This is a genomic window from Aureibaculum marinum (assembly GCF_003813905.1).
GTDB lineage: Bacteria > Bacteroidota > Bacteroidia > Flavobacteriales > Flavobacteriaceae > Aureibaculum > Aureibaculum marinum.
In genome coordinates this window covers 1-19,538 of the sequence record NZ_RPFJ01000005.1, presented here as the reverse complement: position 1 = coordinate 19,538, position 19,538 = coordinate 1, and the positions used below count along the sequence as shown (strand labels likewise).

The window sequence follows — 19,538 nt, the reverse complement described above, 5'->3', positions numbered from 1 at the left end:
AAAATAAAAAATAAATCTTTATAATATGTCAGATCATCATCATAAAGAAACTTTTGTAACAAAGTATATCTTTAGTCAAGATCATAAAATGATTGCTAAGCAATACCTTATTACTGGTATTATTATGGGTTGTATAGGCGTTTTTATGTCTATGTTATTTCGTTTGCAATTGGCCTATCCAGAACAATCTTTTAGCATTATAGAAGCTTTTTTAGGTAGAGCTGGAGAAGGTGGTGTAATGACACCAGATATGTATCTTTCTTTAGTTACTATACATGGTACCATCATGGTATTTTTTGTCTTAACTGCTGCTCTTAGTGGTACTTTTAGTAACTTGTTAATTCCTTTTCAGATTGGAGCAAGAGATATGGCATCGCCATTTTTGAATATGTTATCATACTGGCTATTTTTTCTAGCAAGTGTTATCATGATTGCTTCTTTATTTATTGAAACAGGACCAGCAAATGCAGGTTGGACAATTTATCCTCCATTAAGTGCTTTACCTCAAGCAATTTCAGGTTCTGGGTTAGGGATGACTTTATGGCTAATATCAATGGCTATTTTTATTGCATCTTCCTTAATGGGATCTCTAAATTATATAGTAACAGTTCTTAATATGAGAACTATTGGAATGAAAATGACAAGGTTACCTTTAACTATATGGTCGTTTTTTGTAACTGCTATTATTGGAGTAGTATCTTTCCCTGTTTTATTTGCAGCTGCGTTATTATTAATAATGGATAGAAGTTTTGGTACTTCTTTCTTCTTGTCAGATATCTATATTGCTGGCGAGGTGTTACATTACAAAGGAGGTTCTCCTGTATTGTTTGAGCATTTATTCTGGTTCTTAGGTCACCCGGAGGTATATATTGTTATTTTACCTGCCATGGGTATTGTTTCAGAAGTAATGGCTACGAATTCACGTAAACCAATCTTTGGATATAGAGCGATGATTATTTCAATTATTGCCATCGCATTTTTATCTACTATTGTATGGGGTCACCATATGTTTGTAACCGGTATGAACCCATTTTTAGGTTCTGTATTTACATTCACAACCTTATTAATTGCAATACCTTCTGCCGTAAAAGCTTTTAACTGGACAACCACAATATGGAAAGGAAATTTACAAATGAATCCTGCCATGTTATATTCAATTGGTTTTGTATCTACATTTATTACCGGAGGATTAACAGGATTAATTCTTGGTGATAGTGCTATTGATATTAATGTGCATGATACTTACTTTGTGGTAGCCCACTTTCACTTAGTAATGGGTGTTTCTGCAATTTTTGGAATGTTTGCTGGTATTTATCATTGGTTTCCTAAAATGTATGGTAAGATGATGAATAAAGATTTAGGATATTTGCATTTCTGGATTACTGCTATTGCTGCTTATGGAGTATTTTTCCCAATGCACTTTGTAGGTCTAGCAGGTTTACCTAGACGTTATTATAACAATACGGCATTTCCAATTTTTGATGACTTATTACATATCAATAAAGTAATGACTGTTTTTGCCATTATTGGTGGTTTGGCTCAATTAATATTCTTAGCAAACTTTTTCTTTAGTATTTATAAAGGAAAAAAAGCTCCAAAAAATCCTTGGCATTCAAATACATTAGAATGGACTACAGAAGTAGAACATATTCATGGAAATTGGGCAGGTGAGTTACCTACAGTTTATCGTTGGGCTTATGATTATAGTAAATTAGATAGTAATGGAGAACTTTGGGGTGGACAAGATTATACTGTTCAAACTGTTCCTATAAGGGAAGGTGAAGAAGAATTTTAGATACTAATTACAACATAACATTTATACTTAAAAAGAAAAACCTCTCCATTCGGAGAGGTTTTTCTTTTTAAGTTTGTTTTCTATCATGTTATAAAACTAAGACTTAATCTTAGAAATTGTACCATCAGAGTTCCATAGAACTGATAACCAATTTATTCTTACTAAAATCATTATATTTGAATAAACAATCCCTTTATTTTATGCGAATCGTTAAAAAATTACTCAAATATGTAATCATCTTCATTATTTTAGTTGTTATATGTGCTTATTTCTTTATTCAACACCTAAAACCAACGTATGAAGGTGAATTAAACCTTGCCTCTTTATCTGATAAAGTTGAAGTTTATTATGATGATTATGGTGTACCTCATATTTATGCTCAAAATGAATTAGATGCTAGAAGAGCTTTGGGGTATGTGCATGCCCAAGATAGACTTTGGCAAATGGAAGTTATTAGACGTCTAGCAGCTGGCAGATTATCTGAATTATTTGGTGAAAAACTAGTTAGAACTGATAAGTTCTTTTCAGGACTGGGTATTGAAGAAGCTTCTGCAAAAACCATTGCTAACTTAGATAAAAACACCGAAGCTTATAAACAAACAATAGCTTATTTAGATGGTATTAATCAATTTATAAAAAAAGGCCCAAAACCAATAGAATTTTATTTATTAGGATTAGATAAAGAAGAATATACTTTAACCGATGTTTATAATGTTTTTGGGTATATGGCCTTCAGTTTTGCAATTGCTCATAAAACAGACCCCTTATTAACTGAAATACAAGAAAAATTGGGAGCAGATTATTTAGAAGAATTGAATATTCCTATTTATAAAAATTCAACCTTGCTAAAAAATGAAGTAAATCCTATTTTAGAAAAAGATTTAGCCCAAGCCGTTACTGATATTTATAATAATGTACCCGTGCAACCATTTATTGGGAGTAATAGTTGGGTCATTGGAGCTAAGAAAACTAAAAAAGGAAAGGTAATTTTAGCTAATGATCCACACATTAAATTTGGGCAACCTTCAGTTTGGTATCAGTCTCATATTAAAACCCCGAATTATGAAATGTATGGATATAATTTGGCTTTAACTCCGTTTCCATTATTAGCTCATAACAGAGATTATGCTTATGGAATTACAATGTTTGAAAACGATGATGTCGATTTTTATTTTGAAATAAATAATCCTGAAAATGAGAATGAGTACAAAACGCCAAATGGTTATGAAACCTATAAGGTTATTGATAAAGAAATAAAAGTAAAAAATTCAGAATCTGTTTCTTATCAAATTAAGGTCAGTAAACATGGTCCAATAATGAATGATATTATTGACCATATTTCAGATGAACAACCTATTGCCATGAGTTGGATATATACACAATTACCTAATAAGTTGTTAGAGGCTTGTTATGGTTTATCACACGCAAAATCGTTATATGGTTTTAAAGAGGCAACAGCTTTAATTCATGCTCCCGGATTAAATTTAATGTATGGTGATGTAGATGATAATATAGCCTGGTTTGCTGCTGCTAAATTGTACAAATTAAATGATAGTGTGAATACAAAAGTTATTTTAGATGGGGCAAGTGGTAGCGATGAAATTATTGAGTATTTAGATTTTACACAAAATCCGCAGGCTATAAACCCTAAAAGTAATTATGTATATTCCGCGAATAACCAACCTGATACTATTGCTGGAGTATTATATCCTGGGTACTATTTACCAGAAGATCGAGCAAAACGGATAGTACAATTTCTTGAAGCTAAAAATGATTTCACTAAGCAAGACGTAATGGAAATGATAAATGACGTAACAAGTGCTGTAACACCTACTATTGTTGAAAATGCATTAAGCAGTATAAAAGCAGAAGATTTTAATGATGATGAAAAAAAAGCCATACAAATTTTACAAAATTGGGATGGCAGTTATCACCTAAATAGTGTTGCTCCGACTATTTATAATCGGTTTTTATATGAGTTTCTAGGAAATACCTTTGAAGATGAAATGGTAGAAAGCTTTGAACTTTTTTTGAATAGTAGGGTTCAGAGAAAAATTAATGCAGTACAAATGGCAAAGGATAGTTCTATTTGGTGGGATGATGTTACTACTGAAAATAGAGTTGAAACAAAGCGAGATATTGTTACCAAATCTATAAAAGATGCTATTTCTTTTTTAGAAAAACAATTAGGTAACTCACCAAAACAATGGACATGGAATAGAGTGCATACGTTAGAACATAATCATCCTATGGGAGAAATTGCCGCTTTACGAAAATATTTTAATGTTGGTCCTTTTGAAATTAATGGAGGGTCAGAAGTTATCAATAATCTAACATTTAATTTAGATAGTACAGGATATTATAAAGTCACCGCAGGGCCATCAACACGTAGAGTTATAGATTTTTCTGATATAGAAAATAGTACAACTATTTTGCCTACAGGACAATCGGGTAATGTATTAAGTCCTCATTATAAAGACCAAGCAAAAATGTATACTAATGGAGATTTTGTCCCTATGTTATTAAATGAAGATAAAATTAAAGGTTTTAAAACAAAATTGGTTTTTAAGGTTGACAATTAATTAGGATTTTAAAAATTATTTAATCACATTTGTTCAAGAAATGAAAGTAGATAACAGTTTAAATATTGGTATTCTTAATATTGTGATTATTCAATCGCAGTAGTTAGGATTGTCATATTATTTTATAAAATAATAACCTTCCTAATTTTTGGAAGGTTTTTTTTATGAATTGAATATAATATAATTGTTTAGTTAATATACTTATAATCAGTTAGTAACACTGTAATAAAAGCGTTGAATTTAATGTGATTTATAATATAAGACATTAGAATAATTTGCGTAAAAACTACATTCGTATGTTCAAAATGAAGTTTGATTAGTATTCAATATCAATATAAAGTTTTATGATTAATAAATATAGTAGAGTTGTAACCCAAGATGATACTCAACCAGCAGCACAAGCTATGTTGCATGCAGTTGGATTAAGTGAAGAAGATTTTAACAAACCTTTGGTCGGAATTGCTAGTACAGGGTACGAAGGTAATCCTTGTAATATGCATTTGAATGATTTAGCTAAATTAGTTAAAAAGGGAACAAAAGAAGCGGATGTAGTTGGACTTATTTTTAATACCATTGGTGTAAGTGATGGAATCTCTATGGGTACACCCGGAATGCGTTTTTCGTTACCATCTCGAGACGTAATTGCCGATTCAATGGAAACTGTAGTTCAAGCTATGGCATATGATGGAATGGTAACTGTTGTAGGTTGTGATAAAAATATGCCAGGAGCATTAATGGCAATGTTACGATTAAACCGACCTTCCATATTGGTATACGGAGGCACAATTGCTTCAGGATGTCATAACAATAGAAAACTAGATATTGTTTCAGCCTTTGAAGCATGGGGTGAAAAGGTAGCAGGTACCATGGATGAATCTGAATACAAAGCGATAATCCAGAAAGCAATTCCAGGAGCTGGAGCTTGTGGCGGTATGTATACTGCTAATACTATGGCATCAGCAATTGAAGCGTTGGGTATGGCATTGCCTTATAATTCTTCAAATCCTGCAATTAGCAAAGAGAAAGAAGCAGAAAGTATTGCAGCAGGAAAAGCGATGCGTATTTTACTTGAAAAAGACATTAAACCTTCAGATATCGTTACTCGTAAATCATTAGAAAATGCCATACGTTTAGTTACTATTTTGGGAGGTTCAACCAATGCAGTATTACACTTTTTGGCCATAGCAAGAGCAGCTAATATTGAATTTACATTAGCAGACTTTCAAAGAATTAGTGACGAAACTCCATTTTTAGCAGACTTAAAACCAAGTGGTAAATATTTAATGGAAGATGTACATCGTGTAGGAGGAATTCCTGCAGTGTTAAAATATCTTTTAAAGAAAGGATTATTACATGGAGATTGTTTAACGGTAACAGGTAAAACTTTAGCAGAAAACTTATTAGATGTTCCAGATTTAGAGAAAGATCAGGATGTGATAAAACCATTAGAAAGCCCAATAAAAGCTACCGGACATTTGCGAATTATGTTTGGTAACCTAGCAGAAGAAGGATGTGTTGCAAAAATAACAGGTAAAGAAGGGTTACGCTTTAAAGGTACAGCTAGGGTATTTGATAGTGAATATGATGCAAATGATGGTATTAGAGATGGTATAGTTCAAAAAGGAGATGTAGTAGTTATACGTTACGAAGGTCCGAAAGGAGGACCAGGGATGCCAGAAATGTTAAAACCAACAGCAGCCATTATGGGAGCAGGGTTAGGTAAAGATGTAGCTTTAATTACTGATGGTAGATTCTCAGGCGGTACACATGGTTTTGTGGTTGGACATATAACACCTGAAGCACAAGAAGGAGGTACAATTGCCTTGGTAGAAAACGGAGATGTAATCATTATTGATGCTGAAACCAATAGCATTACTTTAGAAGTTTCAGATGAAGAGCTTCAACAAAGAAAAGCAAAATGGAAACAACCCGATTTAAAATTTAGTAAAGGAGTATTATACAAATATGCAAAAACGGTGTCGTCAGCGTCTAAAGGATGCGTAACTGACGAATTTTAATATATAAATTATGAATACAGAAACTCAAACTGTTAAAAAAACAGAAACTTCTAAAAAAGTTAATATTTCCGGTGCAGAAGCCGTTATAAGATGTTTATTAGAAGAAGGAGTCGATTTAATTTATGGCTATCCAGGTGGAGCAATTATGCCAGTTTACGACGAACTTTATAAATATCAAGACAAACTGCATCATGTATTAACGCGTCACGAACAGGGAGCTACACATTCTGCCCAAGGTTACGCTAGAGTAACTGGTAAAGTAGGTGTAGCTATAGCAACATCAGGTCCAGGAGCTACCAATTTGGTTACAGGTATTGCTGATGCACAAATAGACTCAACACCGTTGGTTTGCATTACAGGTCAAGTGACAAAACAATTGTTAGGTTCAGATGCTTTTCAAGAAACCGATATTATTGGTATTTCTATGCCAGTAACCAAGTGGAATTATCAAATAACTAAGGCTTCTGAAATTCCAGAAATTATGGCAAAAGCATTTTATATCGCTCGTTCTGGTAGACCAGGTCCTGTGTTAATAGATATTACAAAAAATGCCCAATTTGATACATTAGATTTTGATTATAAAAAATGTACTAAGGTACGTAGTTATAAAGCAGTACCAGAAGTGAAAGAACAAGATTTAGATGCTGCTGCAGAAATTATAAACAATGCTAAAAAACCATTAGTTGTATTTGGTCAAGGTGTAATTTTAGGGAAAGCAGAAAAGGAATTTAAGGCTTTTATAGAAAAAGGAGGATTTCCTTCAGCATGGACAATTTTAGGATTGTCAGCCTTACCATCAGATCATAATCTTAATGTTGGTATGGTTGGTATGCATGGTAACTATGCACCAAATAAATTAACTAATGAGTGTGATGTGCTTATCGCTGTAGGTATGCGTTTTGACGACCGTGTTACGGGAGATTTAAATACGTATGCAAAACAAGCAAAGGTTATTCATTTTGAAATTGATCCGGCAGAAGTTGATAAGAATGTAAAAACAGATGTTGCTGTATTAGGTGATGTCAAAGAAACGTTAGCAAAAATTTTACCAAAAATCAATAAAAATTCTTTTTCAGATTGGATGCAAAAATTTAAAGAATATGATGCAATAGAATTTGAAAAAGTAATTAAAAAAGATTTATATCCTGAAAAGGAAGCATTAACTATGGGTGAAGTTATTAATCAAATTAATGAGACTTCAAAAGGAGATGCAATTATTGTTTCTGATGTAGGTCAGCATCAAATGATTACCTGTAGATATGCTAAATTTAATTCATCTAAAAGTAATGTAACTTCAGGTGGTTTAGGTACAATGGGTTTTGCGTTGCCAGCAGCTATTGGTGCTAAAATGGGGCAACCAGATAGAGAAGTGGTAGCAATTATTGGTGATGGAAGTGTACAAATGACCATTCAAGAATTGGGTACAATCTTTCAAACCAAAGTGCCTGTTAAAATAGTTGTTTTAAACAATGACTTTTTAGGAATGGTACGTCAGTGGCAACAATTATTTTTCGATAAAAGATATGCGTCAACTGAAATGACAAATCCTGATTTTATAAAAATAGCAAAGGGATATCATATGCAGGCTGAAAGAGTATCTAAAAGAGAAGATTTGGCAAATGCTATTCAGAGAATGATGGATTCTAAAGAAGCTTATTTTTTAGAAGTTAATGTTGAAAAAGAAGACAATGTGTTCCCTATGATTCCTTCTGGAGCTAGTGTTTCAGATGTTAGATTAAGTTAAGTCCTAATATATAAAACAAGTACATGGAAGATATACAAAAATTTACATTTTCGGTTTATACTGAAAATAATATAGGCATATTAAATCGCCTTTCGGCGATATTTTTGAAACGTCATATTAATATTGAAAGTATGACAGTTTCTAAGTCTGAAATTGACGATGTGCATCGATTTACCTTTGTGGTAAACATTACCAAATCTCAAGCAGATAAATTAATTGGTCAATTAGAAAAGCAAATTGAGGTAATAAGAGCGTATTCTCATACCGAAGACGAAATTATTTATCAAGAAACAGCTTTATTTAAAATATCGTCAAAACATCTTTATGATGAAGATCTTCAAAAACGATTAAAATTTAGAAGAGCTAGTATTGTTACAGTTACACCAGATTATTTTGTAATAGAAGCATCAGGTCTTAAAGAGGAAATTGACAATATGTATGATAAATTAAAACCATATGGGTTAATGCAATTTGTGCGTTCTGGTCGTATTGCAGTTTCTAGGTCACAGATGGCAATTTCAGAATTATTACAAGAAATTAATTAAATTGTTAGGCAGCATTTACTACCATAAAAATTGGATTAAATAGATGCCTTTATGAAATTAATTTTACAGAAGATACTGAGAAAACACAAAAAGAATAAATCAAACACTAAATAAAGTATTTAAAAATGACAAATTATTTTAACACACTTCCATTAAGATTACAATTAGAACAGTTAGGGAAATGCGATTTTATGGATCAATCTGAATTTGCTGAAGGTGTAAAAGCACTAAAAGGTAAAAAAATTGTAATTGTAGGTTGTGGTGCACAAGGCTTGAATCAAGGTTTAAATATGCGTGATTCAGGGTTAGATATTTCATATGCTTTAAGAGAAGGAGCAATTAAAGAACAAAGAGCATCTTTTAAAAATGCAAGTGAAAATGGTTTTAAAGTTGGTACTTATGATGAGTTAATACCAACAGCTGATTTAGTTGTAAACTTAACACCAGACAAGCAACATACAGCTGTAGTAAAAGCAATTATGCCTTTAATGAAAAAAGGTGCTACATTGTCTTATTCTCATGGATTTAATATTGTAGAAGAAGGCATGGAGATTCGTAAAGATATTACTGTAATTATGGTTGCTCCTAAATGTCCTGGTACAGAAGTTCGTGAAGAATATAAAAGAGGATTTGGAGTGCCAACTCTAATTGCTGTACATCCAGAGAATGATCCAGAAGGGAAAGGTTTTGAACAAGCAAAAGCTTATGCAGCTGCAACTGGTGGTCACAAAGCCGGAGTGTTAAACTCTTCTTTTGTTGCTGAAGTAAAATCTGACTTAATGGGAGAGCAAACCATTTTATGTGGATTGTTACAAACAGGTTCTATTTTATCTTTCGATAAAATGGTTGAAAAAGGAATTGATCCTGGATATGCTTCTAAACTAATTCAATATGGTTGGGAAACTATTACTGAAGCTTTAAAACATGGTGGAATTACAAATATGATGGATAGATTGTCAAATCCTGCCAAAATAAAAGCTTATAGTTTATCTGAAGAATTAAAAGAAATAATGCGTCCACTTTTCCAAAAACATATGGACGATATTATGAGTGGTCATTTTTCTAAAACCATGATGGAAGATTGGGCAAATGACGATAAAAATTTATTAACCTGGAGAAAAGCTACTGGTGAAACTGCTTTTGAAAAAACTGAAAATACAAGTGAAAAAATAGCAGAACAAGAATATTTTGACAATGCTGTGTTACTTGTTGCTTTTGTAAAATCAGGTGTAGAATTGGCATTTGAAACCATGACAGAAGCTGGTATCAAACCTGAATCTGCTTATTACGAATCTTTACACGAAACACCATTAATTGCAAATACAATTGCCAGAAAAAAACTTTTTGAAATGAATAGAATTATTTCTGATACAGCAGAGTATGGTTGTTATTTATTTGATCATGCTTGTAAACCTTTATTAGCTGATTTTATGAAACAAATTGATATCGATGTAATAGGTACTCCTTATGGAAAAGGTAAAGATAATAGTGTTGAAAATCAAGAGTTAATTGCAGTAAATAAATCTATTAGACAACACCCTGTTGAAGAAATAGGTGCAAGTTTAAGAGCATCTATGACTGCAATGAAAAAGATTGTATAATAGAAGAAATTAAGCGGAGACCGAAAAAGAAAATAAATATGTAAAACGTTTTATTTTTAACAGAGGCTCTCATTGCTTTTTATTAACAAGAGCGTATAATACAGACCTGCAAGGTTTAAATCTTGTAGGTCTTTTTCAATTTAAAACAAATACCTTTCCTTATTTTAATTTTAGTATGGCTGAAAGTATTACAAATAAAATAACTTTAAAATCTATAAAACAAGCTGCTGAGATTTTAAAAGATGTTGCAACAAAAACACCATTACAAAAAAACTTAAATTTATCGTCTAAATTTGATGCTACTATTTTATTAAAACGAGAAGATTTACAACAAGTACGGAGTTATAAAATTAGAGGAGCCTATCATAATATAAGCTCATTATCTGCTAAAGAAACCGAAAACGGAATTGTATGTGCAAGTGCAGGAAATCATGCACAAGGTGTTGCCTTTGCTTGTAACAAATTAAAAATAAAAGGTACTATTGTAATGCCTACGCCTACACCAAAACAAAAAATAGAACAAGTAAAAATGTTTGGTGGTGATTTTGTTGAAGTAGTATTAACAGGAGATACTTTTGATGATGCTTCAGCAATGGCAAAAACACTATGTACAAATCAAAATAAAACGTTTGTTCATCCTTTTGATGATATAAAAATTATTGAAGGTCAGGCTACTGTAGGTCTAGAAATTGTTGAGCAAGCACAAAAACCAATAGATTATATCTTTTTACCAGTTGGAGGAGGAGGGTTGGCTTCTGGCGTTTCTAGTGTTTTTAAATGGTTGTCACCAACTACAAAAATTATTGGAATAGAGCCAGAAGGAGCTCCTTCGATGAAATCTGCATTAGAAAAAGATAAGGTTGTAATTTTAGATAAAATAGACCGCTTTGTTGATGGTGCCGCTGTAAAACAAGTAGGTAATTTAACCTTTACTATTTGTAAACAGAATTTGAATAAAATGATAACAATTCCTGAGGGTAAAATATGTCAGACTATTTTAGACCTTTACAATAAAGATGCTATTGTGGTTGAGCCTGCCGGAGCTTTATCTATTGCCGCATTGGATTTGTTTGCAGAAGAAATTAAAGGTAAAAATGTGGTGTGTATTGTTAGTGGTAGTAATAATGATATTACCAGAATGTCTGAAATAAAAGAAAGAGCCTTGCTTTATGCTAATTTAAAACATTACTTTATAATTAGGTTTCCGCAAAGAGCGGGAGCTTTAAAAGAATTTGTGGCCGATATTTTAGGTCCTAATGATGATATAACTCATTTTGAATACACTAAAAAAAATAGTAAAGAAAACGGACCTGCGGTTGTGGGTATAGAATTAAAAAATCAACACGATTTAGAGCCGTTAATTGCACGTATGAAAGCTCATAATTTCTTTGGTGAGTATATTAATGACAAGCCTAATCTGTTCGACTTTTTAGTATAAAATTGTTTTAATTTTAAAGGTGAATTAGAATAAAATACAAGCATTTAATCGAAAACCTTATTGTCTTTTTTTATAGAATCTTTTAAGTTATGTTCTTTAAAAGATTATTTTTACTGTTCAAATTAAAATATGATGAATACTATAGTAACAAAATATAAAATTAATGAACCCTTACACCAAAGAACTTATTTGGTAGATGGAGAGTTAAAAACATGGTCAGGTAAAACAACAGATGTTTTTTCTACTATATCTACAACAGAAACATACCAACCTACGTTATTGGGTTCTATTCCATATATGGAAAAAGAAACAGCTCTTGAGGCTTTAAAAGCTGCTTGTGATGCCTATGATAGAGGGCAAGGAAATTGGCCAACAATGAGAGTAGAAAAACGCATTGCGTGTCTAGAAAAATTTGTAGACCTAATGAAAACAAAACGCGATGAGGTTGTTAAGTTATTAATGTGGGAAATTGGAAAATCACTTGAAGATTCTCAAAAAGAGTTTGATCGTACAATAGATTATATTTACGATACCATTGAAGAGTACAAGGAGTTAGACCGAGATAGTGCAAAATTTACAAATCAAGATGGTATTTATGCACATATTAAACGAGGGCCATTAGGTGTTGTTTTGTGTTTGGGACCCTATAATTATCCTTTAAACGAGACATTTGCATTGCTTATTCCGGCATTAATTATGGGAAATACAGTTATTTTTAAACCCGCAAAATTTGGTGTTTTATGTATTTCTCCGTTGTTAGAAGCATTTCAAAAAAGTTTTCCTAAAGGTGTAGTAAATATTATTTATGGAAGAGGTAGGCAAGTAGCTACGCCTATTATGCAAACCGGCAGAATAGACGTATTGGCCTTAATAGGAAATAGCAAATCTGCAATAGCATTACAAGACCAACATCCTAATAAAAATAGATTGCGTTTGGTATTAGGATTAGAAGCTAAAAATCCGGCAATAATTTTACCAGATGCAGATTTAGATTTAACAATTGATGAGTGTATTGCAGGGTCATTATCTTTTAACGGACAACGTTGTACAGCATTAAAGTTAATTTATGTACATGAAAACATTAGAGAAGAGTTTAACAAACGATATGCCGAAAGAGTAGACGCTTTAAAATTTGGTAACCCTTGGGAAGAAGGCGTAAAACTTACACCATTGCCAGAACCAGACAAGCCTGCTTATATTCAAGAATTAATTGATGATGCCTTGTCTAAAGGAGCAAAAATAATTAATAAAAAAGGTGGCGAAACCACTGATAATTTTATTTTTCCGGCGGTATTATATCCAGTAACTAAAAATATGCGTGTTTATAAAGAAGAACAGTTTGGTCCTGTTGTACCTATTGTGTCTTTTACAGACATACAAGAACCATTACATGATATGGCTGATTCTAATTACGGGCAACAAGTAAGTTTATTTGGTAAAAATGTACATTCGTTAGCACCATTAATTGATACTTTAGTTAATTTGGTATGTAGGGTAAATTTAAACAGCTCTTGCCAACGAGGACCAGATGTATTTCCATTCACAGGACGTAAAGATTCTGCGGTTTCTACATTAAGTGTACACGATGCATTGCGTTCTTTTTCTATTAGAACATTTGTAGCTTCAAAAGACAATGAGTATAACAATAAAATTTTATTAGATTTATTAAAATCTAGAAAATCTAATTTTATTAGTACAGATTATATTTTATAAAATTTTTTACAGAAATAGAAAAACCCAAAGTAAGCTTAGCTTATTTTGGGTTTTCTTTTTGTATTTTATTTATCCGTTACTTAACGGTTAAGTAACGGATAAATTTATTTGTACCTAGGTAAAACATCAATGTTTATAAGGTGTTTTTTTATTTTTTAAAAAAATAATTATATTTAAGGCCATAACGGATATAAACGCAATACGTTTATACAATTGTTGGGCAACATGCAAAAAGCCGACCGCACATTCAGGCACATTTGGTTTTGCCGACACACAAAGCCAACGCAAAAAACCAAAAGAGCCTGAATTTTTGCCAACGCTCGACAGGAAATTGATAAATTGAAAAATGAATAATGGAGTGAAATGAAAAAGGACAAATACTTACAAATATTTAATTACCTCAAAGAGTTCTCGAAACTTAGAAGTAACCCTGTCCGCGACATTGACGCTCAAGAAACACAATATCCAGAGAAATTTTGGCTGAACGATATTCCCGAAAATGAGCATTTTGAAAACATTATCAGAAGCGACTTCAACGAAGACAACGACTATTGGTTGAAAGTAAGGAAGCCTAAAGAGCCAACGAAACCAGAATTTTCCAAGCTTACGGAAAACTTGGAAAAATGGATTGACAAGCCAACATTATTAAATGAAGAAAATGAACCTAAGTTAAAGGAATCACTTGAAATCAATGGAGAAACTCTTTCAATCGAAGATTTCCCAGAACTTGAAAAAGAATTACAGCAATACATTGACAAAAAATGGATTGATGACTTGATAGAATATAACGAGAAACTCAAAGCATACAGAATTGAACATGAGAAGTATGAGAAATTAAACTCTGTCTACAAACAACTTTTCCGAATATTCAACAAGACCCAGCAATTTGGAGAAGAGTACGAATTAGTGGTTGGTGTCGGACTATTGAACTTCAAGGAAAATGATGAAAGACCGAAGATTTTCAGACATATTTTAACCCAAAGAGTTGACATTAACTTCGAGTACTCTCAAAAGGACTCACAAATTTTCGTTTCACCAAACTTAGAATCTGCACCCCAGATTGAAACTGATTCCATCCTTGACTTATTTGACCAGTTTGATTCGCAAAACATCATAGATGCCGAAAAGGCGGTAGAAAACTACATTAAAGAGAAAAATATTGAAACAATTTTTAGCAACACAGAGGATGCCCTACAAATGTTTGCAGAAAGGGTTTCTCCTGATGGCAGCTATAACCACTTAATTGAAAAGCCAAATAGAACACCTTCAAAACCAAATATCACTTTTTCCCCAGCTCTCTTACTTAGAAAAAGAAATACACGAAGTTTTACCGCTCTATATGAGAAGATATTGGAGAATATTGAAAATGGTGAAGATAGTCTAGAAATTCCGACAATTAATGACCTTATAGGCATCCACCCCAATATTGAAGATGATAATTCTCTATCAGATAACTCAGTTAATAGTTCACAGATTGAGCCAATATTTTTCCCGAAGGAATACAATGACGAACAATTAGAGATTGTTGATAAATCCAAAAGAAACAATAAAGTTCTCGTACAAGGTCCTCCAGGCACAGGAAAGTCGCACACTATTGCCAATTTAATTTGTCACTTGCTCGCAAACGGTAAAAAGGTTCTAATTACCGCCTATACAAAAAGAGCATTGGAAGTTTTAAAAGATAAACTCCCTCCCGAATTTCAAGATTTGGCAGTAAACCTTTTGAGTGGGGATTCATCTTCCATCCAAGACTTACAATCAAGTGTCAATGCCATAAATGATGAATTATCTAGAGCCAATCTTACTCAATATCAATCACAAATTCATGAGTTTGAAAATGAATTAAAGAAGACGAGAGAATCAATCGCTGAAACCTCTAACAGTCTTGTCAAGATTAAGGAAAAAGCAACACGAAAACAGGAGATTAACGAAAAATACAAAGGAACTTTAACTGAAATTGCTGAGAGCCTTGAAAGAGATACTCCATTATTCGAATGGTACGAAGACGATTTCAGTAATATTGAAAATAATGAGTTGCTTTCACGCTTAACGGAATTCATTCAACTGCATGAAAATTACAAGCAAATAGAGACTGATGAATTTGTTTTTGAAATACCTGATCCCAATAAATTACTTACTGCTGTCCAGTTAAAGGAATATTCAGGTCTTACTGCTAAGCTTGCTAATGGCTCTTTTCCAAAAGATGCTAACCTTAAAATTTCATGTTCAGATTTTGACCAACTATTTCAACAGCTAAATAACCTTCAAAACTTTTACAACGAAGTAGATAAATTCCAGATTGACTTCACTTCTTCTGTTATAGAATCCTTTTTGAAAGGCAGAAATCAGGAATGGTTGCAAATATTGAATCAGTCAAAGTCAGTGCTCGAAAAGTTCGAAAAGCATGATTTACGACAGATTGATAAGGATATTGAAGTCTCTTATCCTCAGGACAAAAGTTTAAAGCAACTTAAAAATGATGCTCAAATACTTCTTGCCTACTTAAATGAAGGCAATCCATTAACAGGGTTTACTTTTTCAATTAAAAAGCCCTTCCTACCAAGAGAAATAAAAGAACGACTTTATTTTATTGAATCGGTTCGTGTCAATGGAAGTCCTTGCGATACTATTGCAGAGTATGAAACAGTATTGAAGGATATCTCTTTTCAACAAGACTTTATAGAGCTATCGGAAATTTGGAAAAAGGAAGTGCCCAAAGGAAACTTGTTATTCAAGAAGTTTTCATTTTTCCAGCAAATTCAAAATGAGGTTCTGCGACTATCAAAGTTAATTGATGAAGCAAACGCATTAAAATCGGCTATTGAATCCATCAGTAGTTTGCAAATAAAACTCTTTGATAAAGAAGACCTAAAGACAGCTGCTTTAAAAGTTGAGTTTAGCAAGATAACTGAAAGTATATCAGAGCATAAAGATTTGGTTAATCAATCCAAAGCATATCTCAATCATGGCAACTTTCATCCTATTAAAGAGGATATCCTTGAAGCGTATGATAAAATTGACTATCACTTTTATGATGAGTTACTGAGTAAAGTCAATAAATTGATTTATGCTCAAGAGAATTTTATGAATTTTAATAAACTACGGTCAGAAGTTAATTCAGAAGTCCCGTATACGGTAAAATCTGTGGAGGTGAATTCTTTTTCAGTCCAAGATGTACAAAATTTAAAACAAGCAATCTATTTCAGAAATGCACAACATCAACTTGAAAAGTTGATGGATGTGAATTATGAAAATCAACTCATTCAAAACCTTAGTGAATTAGAACGAAAGGAAAGGAAACTGACTGCAAAGCTCGCTTCAAAGAAAGCATGGTATAAAGTTGTTGAAGGTCTTCAACAAAACCGCTCTTTAAGACAGCATTTAGATGCTTGGGTAATGGCAGTAAAGAAAATTGGTAAGACAGGAAAAGGCAAAAGGGCAATGAAGTTTCGAAAGATTGCTCAACAAGAAATGGAACATTGCAAAGATTCTGTCCCTTGTTGGATTATGCCGTTATACAAGGTTGCCGAAACGATACAGCCTGAACAAGAAATGTACGACTATGTAATTATTGATGAGGCCAGTCAACTTGGTCCTGATGCGATATTCCTACTCTACATAACAAAGAATATTATAATCGTTGGAGATGACAAGCAGACTTCACCTGAATATGTTGGTGTTGATGCAAATACAATGACACCTCACATTAAGCGTCATCTAAATGGAATCCCGTTTTCAGATTATTACGGAACGGAGTTCAGCTTTTTCGACCATGCTAAATTTTTCTGTGATGGAGTTACCGTTCTTAGAGAACATTTCAGATGCATGCCTGAAATAATTGAATTTTCAAATCGTCATTTTTATGCACCTGATGGAAAAGGGCTTTATCCACTTAAACAATATTCAGAAAATCGTCTTGAACCATTGATGGCAGAGTTTTGTCCCAATGGCTACACAGAGGGCAGAGGAGCAAGAATTATAAATGAGCCAGAGGCAAATCACATTGCTGAAACAATTGGGAAGTTAGTCGAAGACGAAAACTATAATGGGAAGACAATCGGAGTGATAACCCTTCAGGGAAATCAGCAAGCAAGTGTGATTGAAAACCTACTCTTGAAAAGAGTTGGAGAAAAGGAATTTCATAAGCGTAAAATTGTTTGCGGGAACTCTTCATCCTTTCAGGGTGATGAAAGGGATATTATCTTTTTAAGCTTGGTTACTGCTCACAATCATAATAGGTCAGCACTTGTGAAACCAGAAGACGAAAGACGGTTCAATGTTGCAGTAAGTCGAGCCAAAGAGCAGATTTTTTTATTCCATTCGGTGCAGTTAGACGATTTGAGTAATACAAATGATTTGCGCTACAAACTATTAGACCATTTCAAAAATTACAACTCGTATCAACCGATTTTCAACACGCCAATAGAAAGGCGAATGGGAACACAACCTGAGCCTTTCGACAGTTGGTTTGAAGTTGACGTTTACAACGATATTGTAAGGAAGCAACTTAGCATAATTCCTCAATACGAAGTGGCGAAAGGTCGATACAAGATTGATATGGTTGCTCTACTACCTGATGGAACTAAAATAGCAATTGAGTGTGATGGGGATAAATGGCATGGTCCCGAACAGCATCAAAATGACATTATGCGCCAAAAAGTCCTTGAAAGATGCGGTTGGCAGTTCTTTAGAGTTCGTGGCTATGAGTATTACACCAACAGAGAGAAAGCATTAGAACCCCTTTGGAACATGATTCCTGTATTTGAAGAAAAAGAGATAGAATCCATTTCAGATTATGGCTATCAGGAATCTAATATTCAACAGGAAAAAGAAGTAAGAACGGATGATTCATTAGATGTGCAAAGTTCAGATTTGGTCATTGACACATATGATGAAGAAACTCCCGAAGAACAATTTGAACCGATTGATTCAAGACCAAGAACTGATAAAATACTTCGATACTTCAACCTATTTAAATCAGGGACATATATTCTGACAGATAAAGAGCCATTGGAAGCTGATTATGTAATTCCAATACAAGAAATTTACCAGACAGGTTTTCTTCTACAATGCTATAAATCAGGTCATGTCAATAAAGTCCATATTCCAATACTTCTTTCAAGGAGAATTGGGAAAGAATATATGAATGGATTGAATAAAGATGGGGAATTGGTGCATATCGAAGCTGTTGAAACTGAAAAAATCATTGGCATTTACTTCAATGAGAATGGTCGTAGAAAATTCAAAGCGCATTTGACCGAAAACATTTCGACACGGGAGCAACTTCACTTGCAAGGCTACAAAGTAATTTACAATGATTTTGACCGGATAGATTACAATGTCTTGCCCTTGGATATCTACAATGACATCAGTCGATTAGTATTCCAAAGTTTTACTGCCAATGGAAAACCAGTTGATAATAATTATTACGAATCTGAATGGTCTATAATTAAACGGCATTCGAAAAAAGACCAAGAACCAGTAGTAGAACGAGTAGAATTCATTCCAAACTCTCTCTTTGACAATAGAGTCGAACTTAACAGCACAGTTAAAATCAAATTCCTAAGTAATGAAAAGGAATTGAAGGTGAAATTGGTGGACTATCCTACTAATGGTGCTGAAATTATTGATGGAGTGCAAATTGTAAATATTATGAAGCCTTTAGCTACTTCAATAAAAGGTAGAACAATTGGAGACAGGGTAACAATAGGCGACACAAACAGTGAAGTTGAAATAATTGAAATAAGATAACCAATGACTCCAACGCTCAACATCCACACACATTGCCAAGCCGCTCAAAACCAACGCACCAGCCAAAGCTTGTCAAAGAGTGTGTCTGAGCCAACGCACGGACAGAAAAGAAAAAGCACGATTGCCCAACATTGTATAAGAGCAATAGCGGGTGAAGTGGTAAAATCAAAGTCTGTGCATTTAATAAACTTTCGTGGTGGCGGACAGGTAATTGCTTTGAAATCCGCTACTGCTCTTATACGTATTCCAAGGTCAAATCCAAATTATTTAAAGATTATTTTTAAGCTACAAACTTTTGTAGTTCTACGTACGGTGTTCCTCTCTTTACTACTGCAAATGCTCTTGATAAAA

At 33.2% G+C, this 19,538-nt stretch carries 10 protein-coding genes; all 10 read left to right on the top strand.

All coding sequences use genetic code 11. From position 1 onward, the window contains the following. Positions 1 to 25 precede the first annotated feature (25 nt). Complete coding sequence (locus EGM88_RS04030; RefSeq protein ID WP_123896695.1) at positions 26 to 1,795, top strand: cytochrome c oxidase subunit I; 1,770 nt, start codon at positions 26 to 28, stop codon at positions 1,793 to 1,795. 200 nt (positions 1,796 to 1,995) lie between these two features. Continuing rightward, a complete protein-coding gene (locus EGM88_RS04025; protein ID WP_123896694.1) occupies positions 1,996 to 4,377 on the top strand; it encodes a penicillin acylase family protein in 2,382 nt (793 codons plus the stop codon). A gap of 344 nt (positions 4,378 to 4,721) precedes the next feature. Beyond that, complete coding sequence (ilvD, locus tag EGM88_RS04020) at positions 4,722 to 6,395, top strand: dihydroxy-acid dehydratase (RefSeq protein WP_123896693.1); 1,674 nt, start codon at positions 4,722 to 4,724, stop codon at positions 6,393 to 6,395. 10 nt (positions 6,396 to 6,405) lie between these two features. Further along, positions 6,406 to 8,139, top strand: a complete 1,734-nt coding sequence (gene ilvB / locus EGM88_RS04015; protein WP_123896692.1) for a biosynthetic-type acetolactate synthase large subunit — start codon at positions 6,406 to 6,408, stop codon at positions 8,137 to 8,139. A gap of 23 nt (positions 8,140 to 8,162) precedes the next feature. Further along, the gene (ilvN, locus tag EGM88_RS04010) at positions 8,163 to 8,684 is read left to right on the top strand and encodes an acetolactate synthase small subunit (protein ID WP_123896691.1); all 522 of its coding nucleotides are present in this window, start codon (positions 8,163 to 8,165) and stop codon (positions 8,682 to 8,684) included. Between the two features lie 125 nt (positions 8,685 to 8,809). Continuing rightward, positions 8,810 to 10,285 carry a ketol-acid reductoisomerase gene (gene ilvC / locus EGM88_RS04005; protein WP_123896690.1) on the top strand — a complete coding sequence of 492 codons (1,476 nt, stop codon included), beginning with the start codon at positions 8,810 to 8,812 and terminating at the stop codon, positions 10,283 to 10,285. Between the two features lie 175 nt (positions 10,286 to 10,460). Beyond that, a complete protein-coding gene (gene ilvA, locus EGM88_RS04000) occupies positions 10,461 to 11,723 on the top strand; it encodes a threonine ammonia-lyase IlvA (RefSeq protein WP_123896689.1) in 1,263 nt (420 codons plus the stop codon). A 132-nt stretch (positions 11,724 to 11,855) separates the two neighbouring features. Further along, entirely contained in the window at positions 11,856 to 13,436 is a 1,581-nt protein-coding gene (locus EGM88_RS03995; RefSeq protein ID WP_123896688.1) for an NADP-dependent glyceraldehyde-3-phosphate dehydrogenase, read from the top strand. Between the two features lie 363 nt (positions 13,437 to 13,799). Further along, the gene (locus tag EGM88_RS03990) at positions 13,800 to 19,187 is read left to right on the top strand and encodes an AAA domain-containing protein (protein ID WP_123896687.1); all 5,388 of its coding nucleotides are present in this window, start codon (positions 13,800 to 13,802) and stop codon (positions 19,185 to 19,187) included. Between the two features lie 3 nt (positions 19,188 to 19,190). Further along, the coding region (locus EGM88_RS15910; RefSeq protein WP_203229423.1) for a hypothetical protein at positions 19,191 to 19,538 on the top strand (348 nt) is incomplete at its 3' end.